At 71.2% G+C, this 12,008-nt stretch carries 10 protein-coding genes and 1 pseudogene; 9 read left to right on the top strand and 2 right to left on the bottom strand.

All coding sequences use genetic code 11. The annotated features are described in order from the left end of the window. Positions 1-85: 85 nt before the first annotated feature. The 5 genes and pseudogenes from ACZ6B1_RS13780 to ACZ6B1_RS13760 form a co-directional block, all read left to right on the top strand. Positions 86-259 (top strand): annotated as a pseudogene (locus tag ACZ6B1_RS13780) (acetamidase/formamidase family protein); the annotation flags it as partial. 114 nt (positions 260-373) lie between these two features. Further along, entirely contained in the window at positions 374-976 is a 603-nt protein-coding gene (locus ACZ6B1_RS13775; protein ID WP_468777912.1) for an N-acetylmuramoyl-L-alanine amidase, read from the top strand. 78 nt (positions 977-1,054) lie between these two features. Further along, positions 1,055-2,377 carry a GAF domain-containing protein gene (locus tag ACZ6B1_RS13770; protein ID WP_468777910.1) on the top strand — a complete coding sequence of 441 codons (1,323 nt, stop codon included), beginning with the start codon at positions 1,055-1,057 and terminating at the stop codon, positions 2,375-2,377. A gap of 56 nt (positions 2,378-2,433) precedes the next feature. After that, the gene (gene exaC / locus ACZ6B1_RS13765; RefSeq protein WP_468777908.1) at positions 2,434-3,957 is read left to right on the top strand and encodes an acetaldehyde dehydrogenase ExaC; all 1,524 of its coding nucleotides are present in this window, start codon (positions 2,434-2,436) and stop codon (positions 3,955-3,957) included. A gap of 718 nt (positions 3,958-4,675) precedes the next feature. After that, positions 4,676-5,131, top strand: a complete 456-nt coding sequence (locus ACZ6B1_RS13760) for a hypothetical protein (protein ID WP_468777906.1) — start codon at positions 4,676-4,678, stop codon at positions 5,129-5,131. 185 nt (positions 5,132-5,316) lie between these two features. Here the strand turns inward: ACZ6B1_RS13760 and ACZ6B1_RS13755 are convergent, their stop codons facing one another. Both ACZ6B1_RS13755 and ACZ6B1_RS13750 read right to left on the bottom strand, forming a co-directional pair. Further along, complete coding sequence (locus ACZ6B1_RS13755) at positions 5,317-5,853, bottom strand: MarR family winged helix-turn-helix transcriptional regulator (protein WP_468777904.1); 537 nt, start codon at positions 5,851-5,853, stop codon at positions 5,317-5,319. 376 nt (positions 5,854-6,229) lie between these two features. Further along, positions 6,230-7,597, bottom strand: coding sequence for an MFS transporter (locus ACZ6B1_RS13750; RefSeq protein WP_468777902.1), 1,368 nt, complete (start codon positions 7,595-7,597; stop codon positions 6,230-6,232). 247 nt (positions 7,598-7,844) lie between these two features. Between ACZ6B1_RS13750 and ACZ6B1_RS13745 the strand changes: the two genes are divergently transcribed. From ACZ6B1_RS13745 to ACZ6B1_RS13730, 4 genes are read left to right on the top strand one after another with little or no spacing between them, the layout of a single operon-like run. Next, on the top strand, positions 7,845-9,329 hold the full coding sequence (locus ACZ6B1_RS13745; RefSeq protein WP_468777900.1) for an aldehyde dehydrogenase: 1,485 nt from the start codon (positions 7,845-7,847) through the stop codon (positions 9,327-9,329). A gap of 58 nt (positions 9,330-9,387) precedes the next feature. Further along, positions 9,388-10,371 carry a VOC family protein gene (locus ACZ6B1_RS13740; protein ID WP_468777897.1) on the top strand — a complete coding sequence of 328 codons (984 nt, stop codon included), beginning with the start codon at positions 9,388-9,390 and terminating at the stop codon, positions 10,369-10,371. Continuing rightward, positions 10,368-11,162, top strand: coding sequence for an aspartate dehydrogenase domain-containing protein (locus ACZ6B1_RS13735; protein WP_468777895.1), 795 nt, complete (start codon positions 10,368-10,370; stop codon positions 11,160-11,162). Before ACZ6B1_RS13740 ends, ACZ6B1_RS13735 begins: the two co-directional genes overlap by 4 nt. Beyond that, a complete protein-coding gene (locus ACZ6B1_RS13730; protein WP_468777893.1) occupies positions 11,159-12,007 on the top strand; it encodes an alpha/beta fold hydrolase in 849 nt (282 codons plus the stop codon). The genes ACZ6B1_RS13735 and ACZ6B1_RS13730 overlap by 4 nt, the downstream gene beginning before the upstream one ends. The last annotated feature ends 1 nt before the right edge of the window (position 12,008 follow it).

Here is a 12,008-nt window from a genome sequence, read left to right as displayed (position 1 = left end):
GGCAGTGCCTCGCGACAAGGAACGCACACGCATCGAGTGAGGCCGGCCGGCACCCATCGCGGCAGACGCCGGCATACAGGGGGGAGGGGTGGCCGTGGCGTGCGCACCGAACACCGTGGTGACCGTCGGCCGACTCACGGATGCCACCACCTGGCCCCGGTTGGAGTCAGACACGCAGCCGAACCCGACCGGCTCGGCGCGTCCGCTGGAGGACGCCTTCCGGATATCGCAGCTTGACCTGGTGCGGTGGCTGGTGCGCGGCGGCGCACACGCGGCCGCGCGAGGCCACACGGCCTCTCTCCACCTCTGACGTCGCGTCAGCCACCCACGGCACGGCCCCGTCCCCCCACCCGCTCCCGAAAGGCAGCCGACGATGGACACGAACCGGCCCGGACTCCAACTCAGCAGGCGACGGATCCTGATGGGCGCGGCACTCGCCGCGGTCCCCTACGCCCTGCTCCCCGACGCCCGCGCGGGCGCGCAGGCAGCCGTGGACTACCCCTCGGCCGAGTGGCAGCCGGCGATCTCCACCAACTACACGGCGTCGAACCGCCCCGGCAGCTACTCCGTCGACCGCGTGATCATCCACATCACTCAGGAGACGTACGGCGACACGCTGGCCATCTTCCGCAACCCCGACAAGAGGGTGTCCGCCCACTACGTGGTCCGTTCGGCGGACGGTCATGTGGCGCAGTGCGTGCGCGAGGCGGACGTCGCCTGGCACGCGGGCAACTGGGACTACAACACGCGCAGCGTCGGCATCGAGCACGAGGGCTGGGTGGACCAGCCGGCCTACTTCACCAACGCCCTCTACGAGCAGTCCGCCAAGCTGACGGCGGCGATCTGCGCCCACTACGGCATCCCCAAGGACAGACAGCACATCATCGGCCACTACGAGGTACCGGGCAGCGACCACTCCGATCCCGGACCGCTCTGGGACTGGGTGCGCTACATCAGACTGGTCAATTTCGCCTAGGCGGCTGTCGAACCGGTTGTCCCCACCAACACGGCGAGTGACGATGGTGCCAGCCGTTTCACCGTCCGGGAGGGCCAGTTGACCGATCCCTGGGTGGCCCTGGAACCGGGGGCCGATCCCGCCGAGCGTGTCCGGGCGCTGCGCCGGGCGCACGAGACGTTCACCACGGCGGGCACGGTGCCCCGCCCGGTGCGCTCGGTGGTGGCCGAGTCCTGGCGGCGCAGCGCACGGGCCGGTGTGGGGCCGGACGGCACGGCGAACGTGGAGCTGACCGACGGCGATCTCGGCGCCCACCGGGCCGAGCACCCGCTGGCCCGGGTGATGCCGCTGTTCCGTGAGCTGATGGGCTCGTTCGCCGCCGACGGCGAGCATCTGCTCGCGGTGTGCGACGCGCACGGCAGACTGCTGTGGGTCGAGGGGCACCCGGCGACCCGGCGCCTGGCGGACCGGATGAACTTCGTGCCGGGCGCGCTCTGGTCGGAGGCGGCGGTCGGCACCAACGCGCCGGGGACGGCCGTCGCGCTGGACCGGCCGGTGCAGGTGTTCGCGGCGGAGCACTTCATACGGCGGGTTCAGCCGTGGACCTGCGCGGCCGCGCCGGTCCACGACCCGCGCACCGGGCGCGTCCTGGGCGCCGTCGACATCACCGGCGGCGACGGGCTGGCGCACCCGCACAGCCTGGGCTTCGTGCAGGCGGTGGCCCGGGCCGCCGAGTCGCAGCTCGCGCTGCTGGCGCCGCCCCGGCACGCCGAGGACACGGCGCTGCTCGGCGCGCTGGGCCGGGACGAGGCCGAACTCCGCCTGGCCGGACGGCGGGTCCGGCTCGGCCGCCGGCACAGCGAGATCCTCGTGCTGCTGGCCCGCCATCCCGAGGGGCTGACCGGAGACGAACTGCTCTGCGCGCTGTACGAGGACGAGGCGGTGCCCCCGGTGACGCTCCGCGCCGAGCTGGCGCGGCTGCGCCGCCTGATCGGACCGGGACTGCTCGCCTCGCGGCCGTACCGGCTGACGGTGCCGGTGGAGGCCGACGTCACCGTGGTGGAGCGGCGGCTGGAGGCGGGCGCGCTGACCGGGGCGGTGACGGCGTACACCGGTCCGCTGCTGCCGGGATCGCAGGCGCCGGCGGTCGTGCGGCTCAGGCGACGCCTCGCCGAGGAGATGCGGTCGGCGCTGATCGCCCACCGCGACCCCGATCTGCTCGCCGGCTGGGCGCGCGCCCCGTGGGGGGAGGACGACCTGGAGGTGTGGCGGGCCCTGGCGGCGGTGCGGCCGTCGGCATCGGTACGGGCGCGGCTCGCGGCGCTGGAGGGCGAGCTCGCCCTGCCGGCACCACCACCCCGGCGGGCGCCCGCGCCGCCGCCGGGCCGCGGCGCAACGTACGCGCAACGTCCGCGCGCCTAGCCTCGCGCCGAGAGCTGCCCAACGGCGGGCAGCGCTTCACCGGGAGGCAGACCAGCATGACCCGTTACGCGGCGCCCGGCTCCGAGGGCGCGATCGTCTCCTACCAGGCGCGCTACGACCACTTCATCGGCGGCGAGTACGTGCCGCCGGTACGCGGGCAGTACTTCGAGAATCCGTCACCGGTCAACGGGCAGCCGTTCACCGAGATCGCGCGCGGCACCGCGGAGGACGTCGAGCGGGCGCTGGACGCGGCGCACGAGGCCGCGCCCGGATGGGGCCGCACGGCGGTGGCGGAACGTTCCGACGTCCTGCTGCGGATCGCGGACCGCATGCAGGCGAACCTCGAGGCTCTCGCGGTGGCCGAGAGCTGGGAGAACGGCAAGCCGGTGCGGGAGACGCTCGCGGCGGACATCCCGCTCGCCATCGACCACTTCCGCTACTTCGCGGGCGCCATCCGCGCGCAGGAGGGCTCGCTGAGCGAGATCGACGACGACACGGTGGCGTACCACTTCCACGAGCCGCTGGGCGTGGTCGCGCAGATCATCCCGTGGAACTTCCCGATCCTGATGGCCACCTGGAAGCTCGCGCCGGCGCTCGCCGCGGGCAACGCGGTCGTCCTCAAGCCGGCCGAGCAGACCCCGGCGTCCATCCACTACTGGGTGAGCCTGATCGCCGACCTGCTGCCGCCGGGCGTGCTGAACATCGTCAACGGCTTCGGCGCGGAGGCGGGCAAGCCGCTGGCCTCCAGCCCGCGGGTGGCGAAGGTGGCGTTCACCGGGGAGACCACGACCGGGCGGCTGATCATGCAGTACGCCTCGGAGAACATCAAGCCCGTCACCCTGGAACTCGGCGGCAAGTCCCCGAACATCTTCTTCGACGACGTCTGGGCGCACGACGACGACTTCCGGGACAAGGCGCTCGAGGGCTTCACGATGTTCGCGCTCAACCAGGGAGAGGTGTGCACCTGCCCCTCCCGGGCGCTCGTCCAGCGTGGCCACTACGCCGACTTCCTGGAGGCTGCCGTGGCCCGCACCCGGCTGATCAAGCCGGGGCACCCGCTCGACACCGACACGATGATCGGCGCACAGGCCTCCAACGACCAACTGGAGAAGATCCTCTCCTACCTGGACATCGGACGGCAGGAGGGCGCCAAAGTCCTCACCGGTGGCGAACGCATCGAGTACGACGGGGAGCTGAAGGGCGGCTACTACGTCCAGCCGACCATCTTCGAGGGCGACAACCGTATGCGGGTCTTCCAGGAGGAGATCTTCGGACCCGTCGTCTCGGTGGCCTCGTTCGACGACTTCGACGACGCCATCAAGATCGCGAACGACACCCTGTACGGCCTCGGCGCTGGCGTGTGGACCCGAGACGTCAACACCGCTTATCGCGCGGGCCGCGCGATCCAGGCGGGCCGCGTCTGGACGAACTGCTACCACGCCTACCCGGCGCATGCCGCGTTCGGCGGCTACAAGCAGTCCGGGATCGGCCGCGAGACGCACAGGATGATGCTCGACCACTACCAGCAGACGAAGAACCTTCTTTGTTCCTACAGCCCGAAGAAACTTGGGTTCTTCTAGAACCTGAAGTCGGTTGCCTGGAGGCATCGTCGCGCTCCAGGCAACCCGACAGGGCAACCACACTCCGCAACTGCCCCGACGGCTCGCGTCAATGAACGGACTCCGAGTGAATCCGCCCCGGGCCACCCGCGGGCCGAACGGCGCCCCTGTCGAAGCACTGCCGAGGGCCGCGCCGCTGCAGTCACTCAGGATGGCGCCGGTGGACCTCCTCCACCGGCGGAACGCTGAACGCCGCGTACGCCCGTCGCCGAATACTTCGGCCGGTCGATGACGGACGCCTGAGAGACGGGCGTGGAAGTGCGGCACGGATGGGGCGGCTTCGCACCGAATCCACCAAGAAAAGGCACCCTTGACGCCTTTACGGAAAGCGGTAGCCGGCGAACCGCACGCGCGCTTGACGGACGGGCACCGGCCGACGAATCGATGAAGCCCTGAGTGTGCGTTGATGCACCCGAAGAGGCGCCGCCATCGCGCCAACTCCCAAGGTTTGCACCGTCCGACGACCTGCGCATGATTCAGTTGATGTTACTATGTCGGCGCGCGAACATAACCCCCTGTCATTTTCTCTGAATCGCCAGACGGGTTCCGATGGCGCTCAGTTCGGGGGATTCCTGTAATAGCTTCGACCGGTCGCGCGCCGACGTCGTGACGCATGGCCAGTCGGAACAGCGTCACCCACTCGTGGTCAACCGCGGGGGGATTTAATCATGGAGGGTGCATGCGGAAACGAACCATTGCTTCCGGACTTGTTGTGGCCATGGCGACCGTGGGGGCCACTTTGATCGCCGCGCCGGCGGCGAGTGCCGCAGGATACGGCTGCTCAGGGTCTGTTATCAGCACGTATCCGGTGAAGGACAACGGTGGGGTGTCGAGAGGCAATGTCTACCTCTACTACGACTCCTCCACCGGTTACAACTGCGCGGCGACGGTCAAGAACTCGTCCGGCGCGTACGGTACGCCGACCCTGACGAATGTCACCCTTGACCGATGCAAGGCCGGCACTTCCGGTTCGGGCTGTTACTCGGAGAAGAAGGTGACCGACGAGGGGCTCTACGCGTATTACGCCGGACCCGTCTCATTGTCCGCTACGGATCGGTGCATATCGATCTACGGGGAAATCCTTGGCTCGTGGGGCACGGCCCAGGTTTCCCACGACGGCGTCCACTGCGGGTAGTCGGTAGCCTTCTCTGCGGGCCGGTTCGTGCAGGTAGTGCGCGGATGGGCCCGGCCGGACATGGATGGGCGTCGTGTCGGCTCGGCCCTCTGGACCTCGCGTCCGGGGGGCCGCATGGCAAGCTCGTCCAAGGTGTGCGCCGGCGCGCCCTTCGAACCGTCTCCGCCGGTCCCGGCGCCTCCTTGTCAGGGAGCGGAGGGCGGCTCCTCGTCCGACGCGAGAATCGAGTCCTCCAGCTTGCCCAGCAGCCGTGCGAGTTGGCGACGCTCGGGAGGCGAGAGATCGGCGAGCATCCGACGTTCGTTGTCCAGATGCTCGGCGAACACCTCATCCACCGTGGCGAGGCCCTTTTCGGTGAGCCGCGAATAGACCACCCTGCGGTCTTCGGCGTCCCGCTCGCGCACGATCAGGCCGTCCTTCTCCAGGCGGTCTATCCGCAAGGTGACCCCCGCGGACGACACCAGCCCCGAGTCGGCGAGCTGGCCCGCGGTCAGCCGGTACGGCGCCCCGGAACGCCGCAGCGCGGTCAGCACGTCGAAGCCGGCGACGGACAGCCCGTGCCGCTCTATCGAGGTGGTGAGTTTGGTGCTGTAGCGCAGGAACGAGCGGTGCAGCCGGGCGAGAACCTCCAGGGGGCTCGTGTCCAGCTCGGGCCGTTCCCGCGCCCAGTCGTCGATCACCATCGCCACGGCATCCCGACGCGCCGCCTTGCGTGCTGCCATGTTCGTCCCCTCGTGCGCCCGCGGCCCGGGCGCTGGCGCGGTACATATCATGCCCCTGAGAATCTTAGCTCTGAGGTGATCGTGGGACGCGAGCGAGGCGGCCGCCGGCTTCGGCTCGGCGGTCGGAGCGGCGCACGGAGGCTCTGATGGCCACAAGGGCCGGCAGCACCGCCGCTGCGGGAACCGCGGCCGGCATCGAGCCATCCGACCGGGCCACTGCGATGGGGGCGGCCCTGGAGGGGGAGCTGCTCGCGAGGCTGGGTCCCTCGGATCGGCACCGGCCGGCGGTGCTGCTCGGGCCCCGGGGACGGACACTCAAGACAGGTGCACCGGCGCGGTGGTTCCGCTCCCGTCCACCTGCCGCTCCGGCCCGCTCTCAGGAGTTCAGCTCCTCCAGCGTCCTGCCCTTGGTCTCCACGGCGAACAGGGCGACCGCCGTGCCCACCGCCGCCACCCCGGCGAGCTGTGCGAAAACGGTCGTCAGGCTGCCGCCGGCGCCGAGGATCGCACCGACGGTGATCGGTCCGAGGATGACACCGAGCCGATTCCACAGGCCGCCGAACGCGGCACCCTTGGCCCGGTTGTGCGTCGGGTACAGCTCGGGCGAGTAGAGGTACAGGCCCGCGTTGACCGCGTACAGAAAGAAGGTCGCGCATGAGGCGAAGACGGCGACCTGGAAGCCGGAGGTCACGCCCACGAGTGCGAGCGCGCCGAGGGTGACCGCGGTCCCGCCGAGCGCGGCCGCCAGGGCGGCCCTGCGGCCCATGCGGTCGATCAACAGGGCGACGACCAGCGTGCCGAGCAGTCCGGTGACATTGCTGAGCAGGGTGCAGACGAGGGCGGCGGTCAGGTCGAGGCCGAAGTACTTGGTGTAGAGCGACGGCAGCCAGGTGGAGATGCCGTGGTTGACGTAGTACGCGGCGAACCAGAGCGCCGAGACGACCGCGGTACGGCGCAGGTATCGCCCGGTGAACAGCTCCCGCAGACGGCCCTGTTCCCGGTCCTCGGCCGCGGTGGACGGGGAGGGCGCGGGGAGCGGCCCGCCCGTCGAGCGCACTACCTCGGCCTCGATCCGGGCGATGACCTCCTCGGCCTCCTCGGTGCGCCCGCGGGCCAGTAGCCAGCGCGGGGACTCGGCGACCTGGCGCCGCAGCGTCGCGGCGAGCAGGACCGGCAGTGCTCCGAGGACGAACATGGCCCGCCAGCCGAGGTGGGGGACGACCCAGACGGCGACCAGACTCGCGGCCGCCAGACCGGCCGGGAAGATCATCTCGTATAGCAGGACGAACCGGCCGCGCCGGTCGGAGCGGGCGATCTCGTTGATGTAGGTGGCGGCGACGGGGACCACTCCGCCGATGCCGAGCCCCTGCACGAAGCGGAACAGCGAGAAGACCTCGATGCCGTTCGAGAGGGCGACGGCGAGCGAGCCCAGAGCGGTGACGGCGACACCGAGGGCGACCGTCCGCACCCGGCCGATCCGGTCGCCCATCCAGCCGGCGGCCAGCGCACCCAGGAGCATGCCGATGGAACCGGCGGTCACGACGAATGTGGCCTGCCCCGTGGTCAGATGCCATTGCTTCGTCAGGACGGGGAGCGCGGAGGCGGTCAGCAGCTGGTCGAACGCCTCGAAGAACGTGACGGCGCCGATCAGGAACCGGACCTTCACGTGCCAGCGGGAGTGGGGCAGTCGCTCGAGTCTGGCAGCTATCGCTCCCAGGGCGGGCCGGCCGGCCACAGTCGTCATGAGGGTTCCTTCCGCGAACAGAGAGGTTGCCGAGACAGTAGGGCGCGTTACCTAAGCGGTCAATGGTTAATGGCCTAACTATCTCTGGCGCTCCTCGAGAAATCCGCAACCGAGCTGCCCGTCTACCCAAGGGGCTTGTCAGGAGATAGTTAAGCGCTTAGATTTCTAGTGCTTGATCGAGACGATCGACCGAGAGCCCGGCCCGGGCTCCGGGTGATCCCCCGTCCCGCTGCCCGGAGGTAGTGCCGTGTCTCGCATCCCCACCGACATCCTGATCGCGGGCCAGTGGCGTCGCGGCGCGGGCGAACCCCTCGAGTCCGTCGATCCGGCCACGGGCCAGGTGCTCACCACGCTGACCGGCGCCTCGCCCGAAGAGGTGGCGGAGGCCGCCGAGGCCGCTGCCCAGGCCGCCGCCGACCCGGCCTGGCGGGACCTGCTCCCCCATCGGCGGGCCCGGCTGCTGCACCGCATCGCGGAGTTGACCGAGGAGGCGGCCGGCGAACTGTCCGCCCTGCAGACCGCGGACACCGGCAAGACGCTCGCCGAGACCAGGGCCCTCACGCTCAGCGCGGCCGGCACGTTCCGCTTCATCGCGGCCGCCCTGGAGACGGCGGAGGAGACCATCACACCCTCCCGGGGCGAGTACGTCACGATGAGCGTGCACGAGCCCCTCGGCGTGGTCGGTGCGATCAACCCGTGGAACTCCCCCGTCGCCAGCGACGCCCAGAAGATCGCCCCCGCGCTCGCGGCCGGCAACGCCGTCCTCCTCAAGCCCGCCGCCTGGACCCCTCTGGTCTCCCTGGCCCTCGGCCGCCTGATCACACAGGCGCTGGAGGAGTTCGGCCTGCCCACCGCGCTGCTCTCGGTGCTGCCCGGCAGCGGCCGGGTGGTCGGCGACGCCTTGGTCAGGCATCCCCTGGTGGCCCGGATCGGATTCACCGGCGGCACGGCCACCGGCCGGTCCATCGCCGCCGTCGCCGCGGACCGGCTGATTCCCGCGTCGCTGGAGCTGGGCGGCAAGTCACCGACGATCGTCCGCGCGGACGCCGACATCGAACAGGCGCTGGCCGGAGTGATGTTCGGGATCTTCTCCTCCAGCGGCCAGTCCTGCATCGCCGGTTCACGGCTCTTCGTCGCCCGCGACATCTACGACGCTTTCCTGACCGAACTCGTCGAGCGTGTATCGAAGTTGCGTGTCGGCCCCGGCACCGATCCCGGCACCCAGGTGGGACCGCTCGTGCACCGTCTGCACCGGGACTCCGTCGCCGCCTACGTGGACCTGGCACGCTCCGAGGGCGCCCGGGTGCTGTGCGGCGGGGCCGTACCGGAGGGCGCGGAGTACCAGGACGGCTCGTACTACCTGCCGACCGTCCTCGACGGTCTGCCGAACACCTCGCGCACCTGCCAGGAGGAGATCTTCGGCCCGGTACTCGTCGCCCTGCCCTACGACGACGAGGACGATCTGGTCCGCCAGGCGAACGACACCGTGTACGGACTCGCGTGCGGCATCTGGACCCGCGACCACCGGGCCGCCTGGCGCCTGGCGCGCCGGATCGACGCGGGCACGGTGTGGATCAACACCTACAAGCAGTTCAGCGCGTCCACCCCGTTCAGCGGCTGGAAGGCCAGCGGCCTCGGCACCGAGAAGGGCCGCGAGGCGATCCGCGCCTACCAGCGCCAGAAGTCCCTGTACTGGGGCACCTCCGACGCCCCGCTCCCCTGGGCCAACTGACCCGGCACCCCCTTCCGCCCGGCGGCGCGCCCGTCTGTCCGTCTGTCTGGAGACACCCATGCACCCACCACCGCCCGGTCCGATCGCCCGGCTGCGCTCGCTGCGCTACGTCGAGCTCCACACGCCCGCCTTCACCGAGGCCGCCGACTTCTACGAACAGGTCTGGGGTCTGGAGACGGTCGCGTGCGACACCGGGGCCCGCTGGCTGCGCGGCACCGGGGACGAGCACCACGTCCTGCACCTCACACGGCGGGACCGGGTGGGCCTCGGCCGGATCGCCTTCGCCGTCGCGACCCCGGCCGAGGTCGACGAGGCCGCCCGGCGGCTGGAGGCACGCGGCATCGTCCCGGTCTTCGGCCCCGGCCCGCTGGACCAGGCGGGCGGCGGCTACGGGCTGCGGTTCACCGATCCCGAGCACCGGCTCATCGAGATCAGCGCCCACGTCGAGGCGGTCACCGCGCGCGGCCGTGACGGCGCGGTGCCCGTGGGGGTCACCCACGCCGTGCTCAACACGACGGACATCGACGCCTCGGTCGCCTTCTACCGCGATGTCCTGGGACTACGCGTCTCGGACTGGTCCGAACACCAGATGGCGTTCCTGCGCTGCAACGCCGACCACCACTGCATCGCCTTCAACCAGGCGGAGTGGGCGTCGCTGAACCATGTGGCGTACGAGATGACCTCGGTCGACCACTTCATGCGGGGTCTGGGCCGGCTGCGCCACCACGGCATCACCCCGCAGTGGGGCCCCGGCCGGCACGGACCGGGCGACAACACCTTCTCCTACTTCACCGACCCGTCCGGGCTGGTCTGCGAGTACACCTCGGAGGTCGCCCAGATCGTCGAGGACGCCTGGATCGCCCGGGTGTGGCGACGCGTTCCCGAGCTCTCCGACCTGTGGGGAACGGCGGGCCCGCCGTCGAAGGAGATCCGCTGCCACATGGCGGGCTCCCCCGACCCCGGCCCGCTCGCCACCACGGCCACCGTCGCCACCGCATCCGCGTCGGCATCGGGATCCGTGTCCGAGGGAGTCCGCGCATGATGACACGCAAGGTCGGCATCGTCGGCTGGGGTGCGATCGGCCGGGTCGTCGGGACGGCACTCGCCGAAGGCGGGGTGCCCGGCGCCGAGTTGGTGTGCGTCGTCGACAACCGCCCGCTGGGCGAGGCCGCGCCCGCCGCCCAGGTCACGTTCGCCGAGGCACTGGAGCTCTGCGATCTGATCGTGGAGGCGGCGGGCCAGGGCGTCGTACGGGAGTGGGGCGAGCGCGTACTGGCCTCCGGCACCGACCTGCTGATCGCCTCGACCGGCGCGCTGACCGACGACGACCTCGCCGAACGACTGCTCGCCGGGGGGCCCGGCCGGGTGTACTTCACGGGCGGCGCGGTCGGCGGCCTCGACCTGCTGCAGGCGGTGCGCTCGCTCGGCCCGCTGGACGAGGTGAGCCTGGTGACGACCAAGCTGCCGGCCACGCTCGAACAGCCGTGGATGGACGAAGAGCTGCTGTCCCGGATGCGTACCGCGACCGGTCCGGTCGATGTCATGTCCGGCACCGCACGCGACGTACCGGTGAAGTTCCCGAAGTCGACGAACGTGGCCGCGTCGGTCGCGCTGGCCGTCGGTGACCTGGACGCTGTGCGGGTCCGGGTCGTCGCCGATCCGGGCGCCCACCGCACCACGCACGTCGTCGAGGCGTCCGGGCCGCACGGCGCGTACCGCTTCGAGGTGGCCCACCTGCCGGACCCGGGCAACCCCGCGACCAGCCAGGTCGTTCCGCACGCGGTACTGCGCAGCCTGGCGGCGCTGGCCGGGCGTACGGGGCAGATCCTGTGACCGGCGCCCCGACGGTCCGCAGCCGCACCACGGCCGGCGTCCACGTCGAGGAGGCCGGCGAGCACGGACCGCTGCTGCTGTGCCTGCACGGCATCGGCTCCTCGTCCGCGGCCTTCGCGCCCCAGCTGGCCGAACTGTCCGCGTACGCACGGGTGGTGGCCTGGGACGCCCCCGGGTACGCCAGGTCCGCGGACGCCGAGGGCCCCCTCACCCTCGACGACTTCGCTGACACGGCGGCCGCCCTCATCCGCGAGCGCGGCGCGAACGCCCATGTTCTCGGCGTCTCCTGGGGCGGCGTCATCGCGCTCAGGCTCGCCGTCCGTCACCCGGAGCTCGTCGCCTCGCTGATCGTCGCGGACTCCAGCCCCGGGTCGGGCACCGAGGCGGCGAAGGCCACCGGCATGCGGCAGCGGGCCTCCGAACTGGCCGAACTCGGACCCCGGGCGTTCGCCGAGGGCCGCGGGCCCCGGCTCGTGTCGGCGGGCGCGCCCCCGGAGCTGGTGCGCAAGGTCGTGGACACGATGGCCACGTCCGTACGGCTGCCCGGCTACGCACACGCCGCCGAGTCCATGGCGACGGCGGATCTGCGCGGCGAACTCGCCACGATCGCCGCGCCCACGCTCGTCCTGTGCGGCGACCAGGACCACGTCACCGGCGTCGAGGCCAGTCAGGCCATTGCCGGCGCCGTCCGCAGGACCGCCTACGTGATCGTCAAGGACGCCGGTCACCTGGCCAACCAGGAGCAGCCCGGGGCCTTCAACGCCTGGGTCCTCGCCCACCTCCGCATCACCGACCGCATCCCGGAACGCCCGGAAGCGGCGTCCACCCCCGAAAAGGAGCTGTGAC

Source organism: Streptomyces sp. NPDC041129 (genome assembly GCF_055592265.1).
This window is presented reverse-complemented; position numbering and strand designations above follow the sequence as displayed.

What these genes read in the sequence shown, in the direction of transcription:
- ACZ6B1_RS13775 (WP_468777912.1), top strand. Translation starts at nt 374, where the DNA reads ATGGACACGAACCGGCCCGGACTCCAACTCAGCAGGCGACGGATCCTG.
- exaC (WP_468777908.1), top strand. Translation starts at nt 2,434, where the DNA reads ATGACCCGTTACGCGGCGCCCGGCTCCGAGGGCGCGATCGTCTCCTAC.
- ACZ6B1_RS13760 (WP_468777906.1), top strand. Translation starts at nt 4,676, where the DNA reads ATGCGGAAACGAACCATTGCTTCCGGACTTGTTGTGGCCATGGCGACC.
- ACZ6B1_RS13755 (WP_468777904.1), bottom strand. Translation starts at nt 5,853, where the DNA reads ATGGCAGCACGCAAGGCGGCGCGTCGGGATGCCGTGGCGATGGTGATC.
- ACZ6B1_RS13750 (WP_468777902.1), bottom strand. Translation starts at nt 7,597, where the DNA reads ATGACGACTGTGGCCGGCCGGCCCGCCCTGGGAGCGATAGCTGCCAGA.
- ACZ6B1_RS13740 (WP_468777897.1), top strand. Translation starts at nt 9,388, where the DNA reads ATGCACCCACCACCGCCCGGTCCGATCGCCCGGCTGCGCTCGCTGCGC.
- ACZ6B1_RS13735 (WP_468777895.1), top strand. Translation starts at nt 10,368, where the DNA reads ATGATGACACGCAAGGTCGGCATCGTCGGCTGGGGTGCGATCGGCCGG.